The following is a 17,211-nucleotide window of genomic DNA, read 5'->3' as shown; positions in this document are numbered from 1 at the left end:
AGTGCCGGCGCTCGGCGCCGAAGACATGGCGCTTGATGACGTGGTGGTCACCGCCTCAGGCTTCGATCAGAGCGTGGCCGATGCGCCGGCCTCGATCAGCGTGGTGACCCGGGAGGATCTGGAGAAGCGCTACTACCAGGACGTCACCGACGCCCTGCGTGACGTGCCCGGGGTGATCGTCACCGGCGGCGGTGGTGGCGACAACGGCTACGACATCAGCATGCGCGGCATGCCCGCGGAGTACACCCTGCTGCTGATCGACGGGCGCCGCGTCAGTACCCGTGAGACCCGCCCCAACGGCAGCGCCGGCTTCGAGCAGGACTGGCTGCCGCCGCTGCAGGCCATCGAGCGCATCGAGGTAGTGCGTGGTCCCATGGCCACCCTCTACGGCTCCGATGCCATCGGCGGGGTGATCAACGTCATCACCCGCAAGGTGGCCGATGAGTGGCACGGCAACCTGCAACTCGACACCATGCTGCAGGAAGACAGCGCGTCCGGCGACAGCCGCCAGGCCAACTTCTATACCTCTGGTCCGCTGGTCGAGGGGCTGGCCGGGCTGACCCTCTACGGCCGTGCGACCCAGCGCGATGAAGACAATATCCTCTATGGCTACGAGGACAAGCAGGTCCAGAGCCTGACCGCGAGGTTGTCGCTGACACCCAGCGTCAACCACGACCTGGCGCTGGAGGCCAGTCGCACCGAGCAGCAGCGCGAGGCGCTGGTGGGCAACAGCGTCGATCCGGACGGTTGTCGTGGCGCCTGTGAGGACAGCTTCGACGACTACACCCAGGAGTACGTCGCCCTGACCCATACCGGGCGTTTCTCCTTCGGCACCAGCGAGACCTATGTCCAGCGCGAGGTGTCCGAGAACGAGACCCGCGAGATGGAGATCACCAACACCAACGCCAAGTCGAGCCTGGCGGTGCCGCTCGGTGCCCATATCGTCACCGTCGGCGCAAGCTTCGAGGAAGAGGAGCTGGACGATCGTACCTCGAATCAGATATCGGATCTCACCAATGTCCGCAACAGCCAATGGGCGCTGTTCGCCGAGGACGAATGGATGCTGCTCGACGACTGGTCGCTGACCGGTGGCGTGCGCATGGATCATGACGAGAACTACGGCTCCGAGATCAGCCCACGGCTTTACAGCGTGTGGCACATGACCCAGGACTGGACCCTCAAGGGTGGCGTGTCCACCGGCTATCGCTCGCCGGACCTCAGGGAAATCACCCCGGACTGGGGCCAGGTCAGCCGCGGCGGTGACGTTTACGGCAACCCGGATCTCGAGCCGGAGACCTCGCTCAACAAGGAGCTGGGCCTTCTCTATAACGGGGCTGGCGGGTTGTCGGCCAGCGCCACGCTGTTCCACAACGACTTCGACGACAAGATCACGCGGATCGAGTGCCCGGCCGACGTCTGTACCGACGGCCCCAACCAGTTCGGCAGCAACCCCACCTATCGGGTCAACGTCGACGAAGCGGTCACCCAGGGGGTGGAGCTGTCACTGTCGACGCCGCTTGGCGACTCGCTCGAGCTGTCGGCGAGCTACACCTACACCGACTCCGAGCAGAAGAGTGGCGAGTACGAGGGCGAGCCTCTGACTCAGCTGCCGGAGCACGAGTTCTCGGCCAGTCTCGACTGGGAGATCAACGATCGCCTGTCCCAGTGGACCCGGGTCACCTACCGTGGCGACGAGAGTCAGCCCACCACCGGCCCGTCCCAGAGTGAAATCGTCGCGCCGGACTACACCTTCGTCGACACCGGCCTTGGCTATCAGTTGACCGACGCCGCCCGCGTCAACGTCGGCATCTACAACCTGTTCGATGAAGACATCGACTACGACGAGTATGGCTACGTCGAGGATGGCCGCCGGCTGTGGCTGGGGCTGAACGTCGATTTCTGACCCTCTGAGGGACCAAGGCAAGAAATGAGAATGCCTGTCCGCCATGATCGAACGCATCGTTGCGCGAGCCTGGACGAGAAGGGCAGGTATTCTCAAACGAGATTGATTACTATAAGCGTCAATAGTGATGCCCCGCCCCATTGCGGGGGAACCGACAAGGAAGATGAGCATGCGTGGAATGTCACCCCTGGCCCGAGGCGCCGTCGCGCTGGGCCAGAAAGTAGGTCCGGGGATCGGCCTGGCACTCGGACTCAGCCTGGTCACCCTGGGGGTGGCCAGCGCCCAGGAGGAACCTCGCGTCCTCGACACCGCCTTCGGTGAGGTCGAGATCCAGGGCCAGCCCGAGCGGGTTGTCACGCTCTACGAAGGGGCACTGGACACCTCCCTGACCGCCGGGGTGACGCCGCTTGGCGCGGTGGCGACCCGCGCCGCCGAGGACGTGGCCGACTACCTGAAGGATGAGGTGCCCGACATCCCGATCGTGGGCACCGCCGGCGAGGTCAATGTGGAAGCGGTGGTCGGTCTCGAGCCGGACCTGATCCTGGCTTCCTCGCGACTGTCCGAGGATACCTACGCGCTGCTGTCGCAGCTTGCCCCCACCGTGGTACCGGCGACCGAGGGCTTCGACCCCGAGGCCTGGAAGGACGAGGCGCGGCTGTTCGGCAGGGCGCTGGGCCACGAAGGCGAGATCGATCGCGCCATCGAGACGGTCGAAGCGCGCGCCGCCGAGCTCGCCGCTACCTTCGAGGCACAGACGTCCCAGGACAACGCCTTCCTGATTCGCTGGATGCCCCAGGGGCCGCTGGTGATGTCCACCGAGCTTTTCACCACCGGCCTGCTCGCCGCCGCCGGCCTCGACGTCCAGGACGATCAGCTGGTGCCGCAGGGACGGCCCCACAGCGACCCGCTGAGCCTGGAGGCGCTGTCCCGGGTCGACGGTGACTGGCTGTTCGTCGCGACCCTGGACGCCAACGGGGCCGAGGCGCTGGATCAGGCGATGCAGAGCGACGCCTTCAAGCGTCTGGCGGTGGTCGGCAACGACCGTGTGGTAGCGGTGGACGGCCAGTTGTGGACCAGTGCCAGCGGTCCCATCGCTGCCCAGGCGGTGCTCGATGACATCGAGCAGGCCCTGGAGGGCGTCGTGACACCGTGAGTGCAGAGCGCAGCTTACCCGCAAGAATACTGTTCGGCCTTGTCGTTCTGCTTGGGCTCGCCATCATGGCGAGCCTTGTCGTGGGTGCCGGGGAGATCGGCCCGGTGCCGTCGTTTCAGGCGCTGCTGGGCCTGGGCAACGAGGAGGCACGCTTCGTGGTGTGGGACCTGAGGCTGCCGCGGACCCTGGTCGGCCTGGTGGTCGGGGTGGCGCTGGGTGTCTCCGGTACCCTGCTGCAGTCGATCACCCGTAATCCCCTGGCCGAGCCGGGCCTGCTCGGCGTCAGCGCCGGCGCCGCCTTTGCCGTCGCGCTGATGTTGCTGCTGGGTGGCAGCCTGCTGGAGCTGCGCATCGGCGTGGCCCAGCTGGGGGCCTTGCTCGGCTGTCTGTGCGTGCTCGGGGTCAGCCGCATCCGTGGGCTCGGCGCCGATCCGGTGCGCCTGGTGCTGGCGGGGGCGGCCTTTTCGGGGCTGCTTGGCGCGATGACCTCGTTGATCCTGATCACCGACCGGCGCGCCGCCGACGAGATTCGTTTCTGGGTGGTGGGTAGCCTGTCGGGACGGCGGCTCGACGACTTGCTGGCGGTACTGCCCAGCATGGCGCTGGCGGCGTTGGTGCTGGTGATGGTGGTGCGGCCGCTGGCCAGCCTGGCGCTGGGCGAGCGCGCCAGCGCCGGTCTCGGTCACCATCCGGGGCGACTGCGGCTATTGGCCATCCTGATCGTCGCCCTGCTGGTGGGCGGGGCCACCGCCATCGCCGGGCCGATCGCCTTCGTCGGCCTGGTGGTGCCCTTTATCGCCCGTGCCATCGCCGGCCCGGAGCTGCGTCGCACCCTGTGGCTGTGCCTGCCGCTGGGGCCTCTGCTGGTGCTGACCGCCGATGTGATCTCGCGCCGCCTGGTGGCGCCCTCGGAGATGCCGCTGGGGGTGCTGACCGCGCTATGCGGGGCGCCGGTGCTGATCAGCGTCGTTCGCGCCCGCCGTCTGCCGAGCCTGTGACCATGCTGGATGATCGTTCCTTGTCTGCCGCCGCCACCCGCTCGTCGGATGAATATCGCGACTGTCACGACCGCCGCGATGCCAGCGACACCCCCGACGGCATGTGGCTGCTGCGTGGTGGGCGGTTCAGCCTGCTGGTCGATCGACGCCAGCTTTTTGGCGCCCTGTTGCTCGCTGTCTTGCTGGTCGGGGCGAGCCTGGCCTATCTGTGCCTCGGCGAGAAACCGCTGTCGCCGGGTAAAATCTGGGCGGTCATCAATGGACAGGGCGCGATGCTCGATACCTTCGTGGTGGAACAGCTACGCCTGCCACGGCTGTTGGCGGCGCTTGCCAGCGGCACCGCCTTCGGGCTGTCGGGCTGCCTGATGCAGACGCTGGCGCGCAACCGGCTGGCCACGCCCGGGATCATCGGCATCGACAACGGCGCCACCGCCTTTGCGGTTGCCTCGGTGGTGGGGATGGGCTTGAGCCTGGCGCCTTCTGCCATGGCGCTGTCAGGCGCGGCCACCGCAGCGGCCCTGACCTTCGGTCTGGCCGCCGGGGGCGGTGCAAAAGGCGGTGCCAGGGGCTATCGCTTTATCGTCGCCGGCATCGGCGTCGGGGCGATCTTCGCCGCGGTGACCCAGCTGATCCTGTCGCGTGCCGCCATCGACGCGGCCAACGCCGCCTACCCCTGGACCGTGGGCACCCTGAACTCACGGCCGGCCGGAGCCGTCGTCGTTCTCGCACTCGGTCTTGCGCTGCTCACCCCGGTGGCGCTGTGGCTGTCGCGCTCGCTTAGCCTGATGCGTTTCAGTGACGCCGTGGCACTCGGCCTGGGGACGCCGCTCAGGCGTCGCAGGCTTCAGGTGCTGGTGGTGTCGGTGGCGCTGACGGCGCTGGCGGTGTCGGTGGCGGGGCCGGTCGGCATGGTGGGGCTTTTGGGTCCGGAAATCGCGCGTCATCTGTGCGGCAACCGTCAGGTGCCGTTGATCGGTGCGGCCCTGGCCGGGGCGCTGGTGATGGTGCTGGCCGACCTGGCAGGACGACTGATGTTGGCGCCGCTGGAGCTACCGGTGGGCATCGTCACCGCCGTGGTCGGTGGCCCTTGGCTTCTGTGGATACTGATTCGCCGCTGAATTCATACTGATTCGCCCCGGGCCACTGGCGGCTGGGGCGCTTGTGCAAGGGGACCTTGATGTCACTGACGCTGTCTACACGATCCGATGGGGTTCCCCGGGCCGAGGTGGCTTCGCACCCGGATTCGGGCCAGCAGCGGGACACCGCAGTGCCGCATCCCTATATGGTCGAGGATCTGGTGCTCTGCCACGGCCGTCACAAGGTCATCGATGGTCTCGACCTGACGATCCCGCGGGGCAAGCTCACCGCCATCGTCGGCCCCAACGGCTGCGGCAAGTCGACGCTGCTGGCCGGGCTGTCCCGCCTGCATGCACCAAGTGGCGGGCGCGTCTGGCTCGAAGGCCAGGACCTCAAGCGGTTTGCGGCGCGCAAGCTGGCCCGCTGCATCGCCCTGTTGCCCCAGGAAGCGTCGGCACCGGAGGGGCTGAGCGTCAGCGATCTGATTCGCTTCGGGCGCCAGCCCCACCAGGCCTGGTATCGCCAGTGGAGCGAGGAGGACCAGGCGGTGGTGGCACGCGCCATCGCCGCGGCGGGGCTTGAGGACCTGGCCGAACGCGCCCTCGATACCCTGTCCGGCGGTCAGCGCCAGCGCGCCTGGATCGCCATGACCATCGCCCAGCAGACACCGATCATTCTGCTCGACGAGCCCACCTCGGCGCTGGATCTGGGTCACCAGCTGGAGGTCTTCGAACTGCTGCATCGGCTGGTGGAGCGAGGGCGTACGGTGATCATGGTGGTCCACGATCTTTCCAGCGCCTGCCGCTACGCCGATCACCTGGTCGCCATGCGCGATGGGCGCCTGGTGGCAGAGGGCGAGCCGGAAAAGGTGGTGACGCCGGCACTGGTCAGGCAACTCTATGACGTGGACTGCTCGCTGGTGGAAGACCCGCTGACCGGCAAGCCATTGCTGGCCGGGCTTAGTCGGAGAGCTTAATCGTCGGCAGGTCTTGGTCGGCAGGTCTTGGTCAGAAGGGCCTAGTTGGCGCGAGGCCTAGTCGCCAGGTCTTGGTCGGCAGGGCCTGGTTGGCGCGAGGCATAGTCGGCGCGAGGAATAGTCGGCGGCGGGTCATGGTTGGCGGGGCCGAACGGGTATGCAGGCCTTTAGGGAAGTGAATTCGGGGAGCCAAACGCAACACACCCGGCGCGAAGGCCAGGTGTGTTCTCTGGCTGACGGGCGCTGCCCGTCAGCTTCGGATCGCTCTTAGTTGGTAGCGTCCTGAGCGGCGTCCTGGGCATTGTCGCCCGCGCCTTCGATGGCGTTGCCGGCGCTGGTCAGGGCGTTGGCGGTAGCAGACTTGGTGGTCTGCCAGGCGCTCTGGGCGCCTTCCTTGGTGTCCATCCAGGCCTGCTGAACGCTGGACTTGGTCTGGTTCCACCAGGTATCGGTGTATTCGGGCAGCTGGGACACCTCGTCCTGAGTCATGTCCAGATGAACGCTGTACTCGATGTTGTCGAGGCTGTCGCCGTTGGCAGTCTGCACGGTGAAGTTGCCGGTTTCGACCACATACTCGTTGCCGCCGAGGTCAAGCAGGTCGCCCGCTTCGACGACGATGGCGCGGACCTTCATGTCATTGTCGAGAAGGATGTCCTCGACTTCGCCCACTTCATCCTCGCTCGAACCCTTGGCGAAAACGTCGGCGTCCATCAGCTCATCGGCGGAGTAGAGGCCCTGAGCCTGCTGCTGGTTACCGGCGCCATTATTCTGAGCGGTGTTCTGCTCGGCGAAGGCGTTGGTGCCCACGGCCATGGTGCCGGCGAAGACGGTGCTTGCGATAGCGGTAGTCAGCAGATTCTTGCGGATCATTCCATTTCTCCTTCTCGCGGATGGTTCCAGCGATGTCATCGGTCGCAGCGGGTTCCTGTGCTGCGACTTGCGATGTTGCACGAATCATTGTGGAGGTTATGTACAAGATTTCAAGCCAGTCTTGTGAAAGAAACATGCAAGGCTCTGTTGCCTATCGATGACGCCGCCATAGAGCTTGTTTCAAACGTGCACGAAAGAGCCGACCTGGCGCTATTTCAGGGATGATCCCTGTTTGAAAAGTCAGGTGCGCATGCGGCTTTCCATGGTGTGTTGCCTCTGGGACAATACCGGCCCCTTGCCCGCATTATCATGGCCAGGGCGACGATCGACACCGTTTAAGCGGTGCGAAAGCGCCGTCCGGCCCGCCCCTCGAGGTCCTGTTTCGTGGAATTGTTGAGCGTCGTCTTTCGTCATTATCGCTGGCCCTTTATCGGCGTCATGCTGCTGAGCCTTGCCAGTGCCGGACTGGGTATCGGCGCCATCGCCTTTATCAACCGCCGCTTGATCGAGGTGTCCGGAGATGCGCTCGGCGTGCTGCCGCAGTTTCTCGGGGTGATCGTGGCATTGCTGGCCGTGACTCTGGCCTCTCAGCTGGCCTTGACCACCCTGGGGCATCATTTTGTCTATGGCCTGAGAGGCCGCCTGGTCAAGCAGATCCTCGATACCGATATCGAGCGCCTCGAACGCCTGGGCAGCGCCGAATTACTGGCCAGTCTGTCCAGCGATATCCGCAATATCACCATCGCTTTCGTACGTCTGCCCGAGCTGGTTCAGGGCATCGTGCTGACGCTGGGCTCGGCGTTGTATCTCGGCTGGCTGTCCCCCGGGCTGCTGTTGGTCACCGCGCTGTGGGTCACGCTGACCATGGCAGGAGGGGCCTGGCTGGTAGGGCGGGTCTACCGCCATCTGGCCCAGGTTCGTGCGACCGAAGATTCGCTCTATCGCGACTATCAGGCGGTCATCGATGGACGCAAGGAACTGGCGCTCAATCGTGCCCGGGCGCGAGCCCTGTTCGAGGACACCTACGACCATGATGCCCGCCGCTATCGTCACCATGTCATCCGCGCCGACACCTATCACCTGAGCGCGGTCAATGTCTCCAATATCATGATGCTCGGCGCCATCGGGGTGGTGTTCTATCTGGCCAATGGGCTTGGCTGGGCCACCACCGAGGTGGCGGCGACCTTCTCGTTGACCTTGTTGTTCCTGCGTACCCCGCTGATCTCGGCGGTGGGCGCACTGCCGACGCTGCTAAGCGCCCAAGTGGCCTTCGACAAGCTGCGTGGACTCGATCTGGCCGAGGCCAAGGGCGACTTCGGGGTGCAGGAGGCAGATGGCGAGCGTTGGCAGCGACTGCACCTTGAAGGCGTGGCCTTTCGCTACCCCGAGCCCGCTAAAGCGTCCGACGAAGACGACGGGGCAGGACGAGCGTCGAAAGGCCCGGGTTTCGCCGTGGGGCCGCTGGACCTGACCCTGCGGCGTGGTGAACTGGTATTTCTGATCGGCGGCAACGGCAGCGGCAAGTCGACCCTGGCGAAGCTGCTGACCGGTCTCTACCGGCCCCACCAGGGGCGTCTCTTGATCGACGACCAGGAGGTGGGGGCCGCTGAGATGGGCGCCTATCGCCAGCGCTTTTCCGCGGTGTATACCGACTTCCACCAGTTCGACACCCTGATAGGCCCCGGCGGTGACAAGGCCGACCCCGCGATGGTCGAGGACTGGCTCGAGTACCTGGCGATGCGCGAGAAGCTTCACTTCGACGGCCAGCGGGTCACCAACCCGGAGCTGTCCCAGGGGCAGCGCAAGCGGCTGGCGCTGTTGATGGCGGTGGCCGAGGAGAGAGATATCCTGCTGCTCGACGAATGGGCCGCCGACCAGGACCCGCAGTTCCGACGGGTGTTCTATCGTGAGCTGCTGCCGCGACTCAAGGACATGGGCAAGACGGTGTTCGCCATCAGCCACGACGACCACTACTTTCAGCACGCCGACCGGTTGTTCGAGATGCGCGCAGGGCAGCTTGTCGAACTCACCGGGTCCAGCCGCGAGGCCGCCAGTCGTGATGCCGTGGCCCGGCTCGATCCGCTGTAGGGCGATTCGCTCAGCCGGTAGAGCGCTCTCGCCACCATCCAGCGGTTCATCCATCCCCCCTGCCTGGCTCCCTCGCACCCGAGCACGGCTTGTTCGGGCTTTCGTGTGCCTGTGGTTAATGGGTCGCTCTGGTGTCGCTGATGGCGCGAGGTGGTTTCGCAGCCCTTGATCGACATCGGCCTTTGGCGGGATTTCTGTAAATGAAAGCTGGTCTTGATTGCGTGTAAAAATGAAAACAATTAGCATGCCGCAGATGTTTCACGAACGTTCAACGTCGTTCGTTGTCGTCTTCGATGCGCTCCGAGGCCTACCGCATGCAACCCGCCAGTCCCCGTCCATCCGCCAGCTCACTGTTCACCGACTTCCTGCCCGGCAGCCCTGTCTCCCGTCGCCCGCTTGCCATCGCCGTGCGCCTCGCGCTGGGGCTGGCCCCACTTGCCGGGGCGGGGATGGCGTTTGCCCAGGAGGAGGCGGTCACCGAGGTGACGAGCGACACCATGGTGGTGAGCACCTCGGCGCTGAAGGTCGAGACCCCGGTGCTCGAGACGCCTCGTGCTACCTCCCAGGTCTCCCGCGAGGAACTCGATAACCGCCAGGTCAACAAGTACGACGAGGTGCTGCGCTACCGCAGCGGTGTGGTATCCCAGCCGTTCGGCCAGGACAACAAGGCCGAGTGGTTCTATATTCGCGGCTTCAATGGCGAGGACTCACTGTACCAGGATGGCCTGCGTCAGTTTCGTGAGGGCGGCTACTTCTGGTGGAGCACCGAGACCTTCGGCCTCGAGAGCGTCGAACTGCTCAAGGGGCCGGCCTCGATCCTCTATGGCGAGGCGCCTCCCGGGGGTGTCATTAACGCCATCAGCAAGCGTCCCACCGACGAGCCTCAGGGGCTGATCGAATTGCAATACGGCAGCGACGACCACGAGCAGGTGGGCGTCGACGTCTCGGGGCCTGTGGCAGGGCGCGATGATGTGCGCTATCGCATGGTCGGACTGTTCCGCGAGAATGATGGCCAGATCGAGGACACCGACAATCAGCGGGTCTATCTGGCGCCGAGCCTGGAGCTCGATCTGTCGCAGGATACCAGCGTCACCTTTCTGGCCAGCTACCTGAAGGACCACGGCACGCCTACCAACGGCTTCAAGCTGCCCTACGGCACCGTGGACAACACCCCCTTCGGCAAGCTCGACCCCGAGGACAACCTGGGAGAGCCGGACTACGAGCGCCAGGAACACGAGCAGTGGGCGCTGGGCTACGAACTGTCCCACCGTCTCAACGATACCTGGGACATCGAGCAGAACTTCCGCTACAGCCATCTGGATCTGCTCGAGCGTGACGTCTATGTGTCCTACCTGCTGGACGACCGCAACGCCCAGCGCGGCCTGACCTATCGCGACGGCGACTTCGACGCGGTCACGGTGGATACCCGCGCCATCGGCCGCTGGTACAGCGATCGCACCGAGAACACCCTGCTGGTCGGCGTCGACTACCAGGATCTGGATATTGACTACGACAACTACGACGATTTCGCCTTCGGTTCGCCTTTCGACATCTTCGATCCGGAGTACGGCAACTTTACTCCGAGCTCCCGAAATGGAACCGATCACGAGGAAGGCAAGGAACAACTCGGCTTCTACGCCCAGAACCAGCTTCGTCTGGATGACCGCTGGATCTTCCTGGCCGGCCTGCGTCATGACAGCGTGGACGTGACCAACCGCATCGACGGGGAGGACAACGGTGGCGGCAGCGAGGACGAGACCACCTTCTCCGGCGGCGTGATGTACCTGGGCGACTACGGCATCTCGCCCTACTTGAGCTACAGCGAGTCCTTCTCACCGCAGATCGGCACCGATCCGGATGGTCGTGCCTATCGTCCCAGCGAGGGCGAGCAGTGGGAAGTCGGCGTCAAGTATGCCCCGGACTGGCTGGATGGCTATATTACTGCTGCGGTGTTCGACCTCGAGGAAAGCGATACCCTCTATACCAGCGGTGAGTCGGCCAACCGCCAGGGCGGTGAGCGCGAGTCCCAGGGTTTCGAGATCGAGGGGGTGGGCTATGTCACCGACGACCTCAAGGTCACCGCCGCCTACACCTATACCGACGTACGCGTCGATATCAGCCGTGAGGAGCGCGACCTGCGCGCCGGCCTGATCCCGCGTAACCAGGCCTCGTTGTGGTTGGACTACGCGGTCCCGGGAGCGCTGCACGGTCTGAACCTGGGGGGCGGTGTGCGCTATGTGGGCGAGACCAAGGACAGCCCGCGCTACTCTGATGCCACGGTGGACTCCTACACCCTGTGGGACGCCAAGGTCAGCTATGACATCACGCCCCAGTGGACCGCCCAGGTCAACGTCAACAACCTGACCGACGAAGAGTACGTTTCAGGCTGCGAATACTGGTGCTACTACGGCGAGGAGCGCAGCGTGGTCGGCAGCATCAAGTACCGCTTCTGATCCAGTGGCGGGCTTCCAGCCCCGCTGATCAACTCGCTGAATCGAGACGCCCGACCGGTTTTCCCGGTCGGGTGTCTTGGCATGGAGGCTGCCGGTGGAAGAACAGCGGGCCTAGGCGGTCCGAGTGTTATCGCTATTCCTGTCTTTCTATAGCCATATCTCTCTATCTTTCTATCTCTCTAGCTCTGGCCCTGGCCGTCCTCCGCCGTTACCCCGGCCCGGGCCAGGCGCTCGCCGTCGGCGACGTCGCCGAAGCGCTCGAGCAACAGTTTTAGCTTGGGGGTGATCCAGCGTTCGCAGAAGGGCCGCGACGGGTCGCTGTAGAAGTAGTCCTGGTAGTCCTCCTTCGAGGCGCGAAAGTCCACCAGCGGCAGTACTCGGGTGAGCAGGGGCGCGTCGAAGTCATCCTGCAACTGGGCCAGGGTGTCTCGAGCAGAAGCTGCCTGAGACTCGGTCAGCACATAGACCGCAGAGCGATAGCGGTCGCGGCGCTGGTGGTCTGCGGTGGCCCGGTGGGTGTATAGGTGGATCTCGATCAGCACGTCGAGGGGCAGGCGAGAGGGGTCATAGTCCACCACCACGGCTTCATGAAAGTCCGAGTGCTCGCCGTCGGCGGCGACCCAGCCCTGGTGGACGGATTCGACCCCGCGCAGCGACTGATAGACCGCCTCCAGGCACCAGTAGCAGCTACCGCCGAGGGCCAGACGGGCGAGGGAAGGACGGAGCAGGGGCAGGCTGTCGTGCATCGGGATTCCCTCGTTGGCGGAGCGGCTTTGTCACCGAAGACGCCTTTAGCTTACAACTTTCGCAGCCCCCACATGAAGTAGCTGCCGCCGATCAGCGAGGCGACCAGGCCTGCCGGGATCTCCTGGGGAAACAGCAACTGGCGGCCGACCCAGTCGGCCAGCACCATCAGCAGCGCCCCGATCAGCGCCGCCCCGGCCAGGTGCGCGCGTGCCCGGGACAGCCCCAACAGACGTGCCATATGAGGCGCCAGCAGGCCGACAAAGGACAACGGACCGACGATCAGGGTGGCCACCGCGGTCAGTATCGCCACCGTCGCCAGCAGGCCCAGGCGGGCGCGCTCGACGTGGATCCCGAGCGCCTTGGCGGTGGCAGCGCCCAGCGGCAGGATATCCAGCCAGCGAGTCAGCGCCTGAGCGGCGACGGCGGCCAGCGCCCCGATACCCAGTACCACCAGCGCCGAGACCGGGTCGACGTAGTAGGTCGACCCTGACAGCCAGGCGATGACCTGCTGGCCACGTGGGTCGCCGCCGGCCAGCACGATCGAGCGCACCGCGTCGAACAGCGCAGTGATGGCCACGCCGCTGAGCAGCAGGCGTTCTGGCTGGAAGCCGCTGGCGCGATTGAGCGCCACCAGCACGCCGAGCACGACCAGCGCACCGACGGTGCCGGCGCCCACCAGCGTCAGGTTGCTCGGCGCTGGCACCAGGAAGATGGTGAGAATCAGCGCAATCGCCGCACCACCGCTGATGCCCAGCAGTTCCGGGCTCGCCATGGGATTGGCGGTGACCCGCTGGATCAGGGTGCCGGCGATGGCCAGCAGGGCGCCGCTGCCGGCGGCGGCGAAGATGCGCGGCCAGCGCCAGTCGAGAACGTCGCTGTGAAGGCTCAATGCCCAGCCGCTGCTGGACTGGCCGATCAGAATGCCGACCAGGGTCGCCAGCGCCAGCAGCACGGCGAGCACCAGCAGCAGGCGCCCGGGTGCCTCGGCACGCAGGGCCTGCGGGTTCGAACTGGGCGGCGGACGCCGGGCGGTCAGGCGCAGGCGCGGGATCAGCCATAGCAGCAGCGGTGCCCCCAGGGCGGCGGTGGTCGCCCCGGTGGGCAGCAGGGTAGGCAGGGCGTCGACGCCGCCCTGGAGGACTAGGTCGGTGATCGCCAGCAGCAGCGCGCCGAACGCGATCGACCAGCCCAGCCGCGCCGGCAGACGCCGGGCACCGGCCATGCGCGCGATATTGGGCGCCGCCAGGCCGATAAAGCCGATGATGCCGACCACCGCCACCACACAGCCGGTGATGAAGACCGCGAGACCCAGCCCGCCCAGGCGCAGCCATTTGAGCGAGACGCCGAGGCTGCGTGCGCTGGCATCGTCCAGCTCCAGCAGCGCCAGCGGGCGCAGCAGCCAGATGGCAAGAGCGCCGGCGATCACCAGACGTGGCAACAGGTAAAGCACGCCGTCCCAGCCGTTCTGGGCCAGTGAGCCGGCGCCCCACACCAGCACGCCCTTGAGCGCCTCCTGGTTGAACAGCAACAGCACCACCGCCAGGGCGCCGAAGTAGAGGTTGACCACCAGGCCGCCGAGTACCACGACGCCGGGTGACAGGCCACGGCGCCAGCCGAGGGCGAACACCAGCCCCATGGCCAGGCCTCCGCCGGCCAGCGCCACCCACTCGCGGCCCAGCACCAGCAGGCCAGGCGCCATCAGGGTGGCGACCATCAGTGCCAGGTTGGCACCGCTGGCCACCCCCAGGGTGGTGGGGGCGGCCAGTGGATTGCGCAACACCTGCTGCATCAGCACCCCGGCCAGCCCCAGGGCGCCGCCGGCGCTCAGCGACATCACCAGGCGCGGCCACCAGCTATAGTGCAGCACCAGCGACTCCGGGTCTGGCGGTTCATTGGCGCCGAGCGCCCCCGAATCGGTCAGGGCAGCAAGCGCCGCCAGGGGGCCGCCCAGCTCGGCCAGGGAGTAGAAGGCGGCCAGCATGCAGGCCACCGCCAGCACCAGGCCGGTGATGCCCAGCGCAGTGGTACGGCGGGCGCGGGATTCAGCGGCGAGCATCGGTATTTCCTTGTGCCTGATCCGGTGTGGTGGCCTGTTCGTTGATGTCGAGGGCGCTGGTGTCGAGAGCGCTGGTGTCGAGAGCGCTGGTATCGGAAGCGCTGGTGTCGGGAGTGTGGGTATCGGGAGCGCGGGTATCTGGCATGTTGCTGGAGAGGGCGTCGCCCAGCAGGGTGGCAAAGCGCCTGGCCGAGGGCAGGGCACCGAAGCTCCACACCGGTGGCAGGGTGACGACGTCGTCGCGCTGGACGCTGCCCAGATGGCGCCACAGGCCACTGTCGGCCAGCGCCTCGCGGACCCCGGCGATATAGGGTTCGACCACCACGATGCGGGCCTCGGGATAGTTGGCCAGCTGTTCGATGCCGATCAGGCTGAAGCCCCAGGCGTTGGTGGTGCCCTGCCAGGCGTTGGTCAGGCCCATGCGCGTCAGCACCGCCTGGTAGAGGCTGTGCTCACCGAACAGGCGCACGTGGCGTTCATCCATGAACTGGAGCAGCAACAGCGGGCGGGTGTCCTCGGGCAGCCGAGCGGCGATGTCCGCGATGTAGGCCTCGGTCTCCTCGATCAGCGCCTCGGCGGCGTTCTGGCGATCCACCAGTTCGCCGAGATGTCGGGTCAGTGCCAGCGACTGCGACCAGAAGGTGCCCTCGCCGCTGTACATGGCGAGCTGCTTGACCTCGGCGATCGATGAAAGCCGCGGCGCCAGGTTGGCGAACATCGGCGAGATCACGATGGCGTCGGGGTCGAGTTCGGACAGCAGTTCCAGGTTCGGCTGGGTACGCAGGCCGATGTCGGTGGCACCTGGCGGCGCCTCGAGCCCCACCCAGCTTTCGTAGTCGTCGACCTGGGCCAGCGCCACCGGTGGTGCGTCAAGTGCGATCAGCGTCTCGGCCAGGGTCCAGTCCAGGCTGGCGATACGCGGCGTGGCACTGGCCGGAGACGTCAGCAGCCAGGCCGACAGCGCCAGCCACGCCAAGCTATGGTAGCCACCCGAGCGAAAAAGGCCGGAACGCAAGCGCAGGGAAGCCAGGGACACCAGAGAAGGGCGGACAGTCAGAGCACGGCGGACATTCAAGGACAACCTCATTGCACCAGCGCCACCGCGTGTTCGCCGGAGGGATGGGGCATCACCTGCATCGGCACGCCGTAGATGTCCTCGAGCAGGTCGCCGGTCATCAGCGTCTGCGGGTCGCCTTCGGCGATGACGCGGCCGCTGTGCAGGGCGACCAGGCGATCACAGAAGCGTGAGGCCATGTTGATGTCGTGCAACACGATGACCACGCCCAGGTCGAGCTCCCGCGACAGCTTGCGTACCAGGGTCATCACTTCCACCTGATGGGCGATATCCAGCGCCGCCAGTGGCTCGTCGAGCAGCAGCAGGCGGCTGCCCTGGGCCAGCAGCATGGCCAGCCACACCCGGGTACGTTCGCCGCCGGACAGGGTGTCCACCAGGCGATCGGCAAAGCCCTCGGTGTGGGTCAGCGCCATGGCTCGGGCCACGTGTTCGTGATCGTCGCGCCGCGAGCGACCCAGGAGCCCCTTCCAGGGGTAACGACCAAAGGCGATCAGCTCGCGACAGGTCAGGCTTTCGGCACTGGGCAGGTGTTGCGGCAGATAGGCCACTTCGCGGGCGAAGGCGCGGCGACCCCAGGCTTCGAGCGGCTGGCCGTTGAACAGGATGCGCCCCTCGCTGGCCGGCTGTTGCTGAGCCATCAGCTTGAGCAGGGTCGACTTGCCGGAGCCGTTGTGGCCGATCAGTCCGTGGACCCGGCCGGCATCGAAGCTCAGGCTGGTCGGCGACAGCAGGGTCTTGCCCGGGATCGCGAAGGAAGCGGACTGAAGATCGAACATGAAGACGGCTCCGCTGGGTGACTGGGGCAGGGTGGCTTGGGCTGGCTGGTCCGGGCAGGAAAGATAATGGATAGGAATGGTTATCAATTTGTTTGTTATTGTCAATGATGCACGTCAGGGAGGCGTTGCGCTGAAAGACTATTGATCAACCCTTGTAGAAGGGGCGTAAAGGATGACACCCTGTGGTCCACGACATCGGGCCTCTTCAACGGCGGCAGGGACGCCGACACCGCCAGGCGGGCAATGCGTTTGGCGTGGAGCACGCTAGCGAGAAGAACGCGTCTTGCCTATAGTATGAGGCCCACGATGACGTAAGCTGGTGAGTGGGATACGATTATCCCCCCTGAACCCAGCCCTATTTCGACAAGGAAGGAGGTATCACCATGGCACATACTCTGCCGGAACTGCCCTACGCCTACGACGCACTGGAACCCTCCATTGATGCGCTGACCATGGAGATCCACCATTCTCGTCACCACAACACCTACGTCACCAACCTCAACGGCGCCCTGGAAGGCACCGGTCTCGAGGACCTGCCGGTCGACGAGCTGATCTCCAACCTGGAGCGTCTGCCGGAAGACAAGCGCCAGCCGGTCATCAACAACGGCGGCGGCCACTCCAACCACTCGCTGTTCTGGACCGTGATGTCCCCGAACGGTGGTGGCGACCCCAAGGGCAAGGTCGGTGAGGCCATCGAGAAGGAACTGGGCGGCTTTGACGCCTTCAAGGATGCCTTCACCAAGGCCGCGCTGGGCCGCTTCGGCTCTGGCTGGGCCTGGCTCTCCGTCACTCCGGACGGTGCCCTGGTGGTGGAAAACACCCTGAACCAGGACAGCCCGCTGATGCACGGCAACACGCCGGTGCTGGGTCTGGACGTGTGGGAGCACGCCTACTACCTGAAGTACCAGAACAAGCGTCCCGACTACATCGCCGCCTTCTTCAACGTGGTGGACTGGGACGAAGTCGAGCGTCGCTACCAGGCCGCCACTGCCTGAGCGAAGCCGGCCTGACGTCGATGTCTCGACGTCATCCGTGCTAG

Annotated in this window: 13 protein-coding genes; 8 read left to right on the top strand and 5 right to left on the bottom strand. The window is 65.7% G+C overall.

All coding sequences use genetic code 11. The annotated features are described in order from the left end of the window. Nucleotides 1-25 precede the first annotated feature (25 nt). The 5 genes from NFI08_RS22770 to NFI08_RS22750 all read left to right on the top strand — a co-directional run bounded on the left by NFI08_RS22770 (nt 26) and on the right by NFI08_RS22750 (nt 6,107). Nucleotides 26-1,903 (top strand): ligand-gated channel protein, encoded by a 1,878-nt coding sequence (locus NFI08_RS22770; RefSeq protein WP_502881153.1) that lies wholly within the window; start codon nt 26-28, stop codon nt 1,901-1,903. Nucleotides 1,904-2,072: 169 nt separating this feature from the next. After that, complete coding sequence (locus tag NFI08_RS22765) at nt 2,073-3,056, top strand: ABC transporter substrate-binding protein (RefSeq protein WP_349591630.1); 984 nt, start codon at nt 2,073-2,075, stop codon at nt 3,054-3,056. A 29-nt stretch (nt 3,057-3,085) separates the two neighbouring features. Continuing rightward, a complete protein-coding gene (locus NFI08_RS22760; protein ID WP_274601865.1) occupies nt 3,086-4,054 on the top strand; it encodes a FecCD family ABC transporter permease in 969 nt (322 codons plus the stop codon). 101 nt (nt 4,055-4,155) lie between these two features. After that, on the top strand, nt 4,156-5,172 hold the full coding sequence (locus NFI08_RS22755) for a FecCD family ABC transporter permease (RefSeq protein WP_487563954.1): 1,017 nt from the start codon (nt 4,156-4,158) through the stop codon (nt 5,170-5,172). A 164-nt stretch (nt 5,173-5,336) separates the two neighbouring features. Then, the gene (locus tag NFI08_RS22750; protein WP_349591660.1) at nt 5,337-6,107 is read left to right on the top strand and encodes an ABC transporter ATP-binding protein; all 771 of its coding nucleotides are present in this window, start codon (nt 5,337-5,339) and stop codon (nt 6,105-6,107) included. Between the two features lie 267 nt (nt 6,108-6,374). Here NFI08_RS22750 and NFI08_RS22745 read toward each other — a convergent pair whose 3' ends face one another. Then, a complete protein-coding gene (locus NFI08_RS22745; protein ID WP_108132487.1) occupies nt 6,375-6,977 on the bottom strand; it encodes a hypothetical protein in 603 nt (200 codons plus the stop codon). Between the two features lie 384 nt (nt 6,978-7,361). Here NFI08_RS22745 and NFI08_RS22740 point away from each other — a divergent pair, with 384 nt between their 5' ends. Beyond that, on the top strand, nt 7,362-9,065 hold the full coding sequence (locus NFI08_RS22740) for a multidrug ABC transporter permease/ATP-binding protein (RefSeq protein ID WP_349591627.1): 1,704 nt from the start codon (nt 7,362-7,364) through the stop codon (nt 9,063-9,065). A gap of 314 nt (nt 9,066-9,379) precedes the next feature. Further along, nucleotides 9,380-11,518: a TonB-dependent siderophore receptor gene (locus NFI08_RS22735; RefSeq protein ID WP_349591626.1), complete on the top strand. Its 2,139-nt coding sequence runs from the start codon at nt 9,380-9,382 to the stop codon at nt 11,516-11,518. Between the two features lie 179 nt (nt 11,519-11,697). Here the strand turns inward: NFI08_RS22735 and NFI08_RS22730 are convergent, their stop codons facing one another. The 4 genes from NFI08_RS22730 to NFI08_RS22715 form a co-directional block, all read right to left on the bottom strand. Next, on the bottom strand, nt 11,698-12,264 hold the full coding sequence (locus tag NFI08_RS22730) for a peptide-methionine (S)-S-oxide reductase (RefSeq protein WP_349591624.1): 567 nt from the start codon (nt 12,262-12,264) through the stop codon (nt 11,698-11,700). 50 nt (nt 12,265-12,314) lie between these two features. After that, on the bottom strand, nt 12,315-14,321 hold the full coding sequence (fhuB, locus tag NFI08_RS22725; protein WP_124803196.1) for a Fe(3+)-hydroxamate ABC transporter permease FhuB: 2,007 nt from the start codon (nt 14,319-14,321) through the stop codon (nt 12,315-12,317). Next, nucleotides 14,308-15,297 carry an iron-siderophore ABC transporter substrate-binding protein gene (locus tag NFI08_RS22720; RefSeq protein ID WP_349591622.1) on the bottom strand — a complete coding sequence of 330 codons (990 nt, stop codon included), beginning with the start codon at nt 15,295-15,297 and terminating at the stop codon, nt 14,308-14,310. The genes fhuB and NFI08_RS22720 overlap by 14 nt, the downstream gene beginning before the upstream one ends. A 107-nt stretch (nt 15,298-15,404) precedes the next feature. Beyond that, entirely contained in the window at nt 15,405-16,172 is a 768-nt protein-coding gene (locus NFI08_RS22715; protein ID WP_045992323.1) for an ATP-binding cassette domain-containing protein, read from the bottom strand. 383 nt (nt 16,173-16,555) lie between these two features. On the opposite strand from NFI08_RS22715, the gene NFI08_RS22710 reads away from it, so the two are divergent. After that, nucleotides 16,556-17,167 (top strand): superoxide dismutase, encoded by a 612-nt coding sequence (locus tag NFI08_RS22710; RefSeq protein ID WP_045992322.1) that lies wholly within the window; start codon nt 16,556-16,558, stop codon nt 17,165-17,167. Nucleotides 17,168-17,211 lie beyond the last annotated feature (44 nt).

This window comes from Halomonas sp. EF61 (genome assembly GCF_040147045.1).
GTDB lineage: Bacteria > Pseudomonadota > Gammaproteobacteria > Pseudomonadales > Halomonadaceae > Halomonas > Halomonas litopenaei.
This window is presented reverse-complemented; position numbering and strand designations above follow the sequence as displayed.

Excerpts from the sequence above, each read along its gene's own strand:
- NFI08_RS22770 (WP_502881153.1), top strand. The coding sequence starts at position 26 with ATGGCGCTTGATGACGTGGTGGTCACCGCCTCAGGCTTCGATCAGAGC.
- NFI08_RS22765 (WP_349591630.1), top strand. The coding sequence starts at position 2,073 with ATGCGTGGAATGTCACCCCTGGCCCGAGGCGCCGTCGCGCTGGGCCAG.
- NFI08_RS22755 (WP_487563954.1), top strand. The coding sequence starts at position 4,156 with ATGTGGCTGCTGCGTGGTGGGCGGTTCAGCCTGCTGGTCGATCGACGC.
- NFI08_RS22750 (WP_349591660.1), top strand. The coding sequence starts at position 5,337 with ATGGTCGAGGATCTGGTGCTCTGCCACGGCCGTCACAAGGTCATCGAT.
- NFI08_RS22745 (WP_108132487.1), bottom strand. The coding sequence starts at position 6,977 with ATGATCCGCAAGAATCTGCTGACTACCGCTATCGCAAGCACCGTCTTC.
- NFI08_RS22735 (WP_349591626.1), top strand. The coding sequence starts at position 9,380 with ATGCAACCCGCCAGTCCCCGTCCATCCGCCAGCTCACTGTTCACCGAC.
- NFI08_RS22730 (WP_349591624.1), bottom strand. The coding sequence starts at position 12,264 with ATGCACGACAGCCTGCCCCTGCTCCGTCCTTCCCTCGCCCGTCTGGCC.
- fhuB (WP_124803196.1), bottom strand. The coding sequence starts at position 14,321 with ATGCTCGCCGCTGAATCCCGCGCCCGCCGTACCACTGCGCTGGGCATC.
- NFI08_RS22715 (WP_045992323.1), bottom strand. The coding sequence starts at position 16,172 with ATGTTCGATCTTCAGTCCGCTTCCTTCGCGATCCCGGGCAAGACCCTG.
- NFI08_RS22710 (WP_045992322.1), top strand. The coding sequence starts at position 16,556 with ATGGCACATACTCTGCCGGAACTGCCCTACGCCTACGACGCACTGGAA.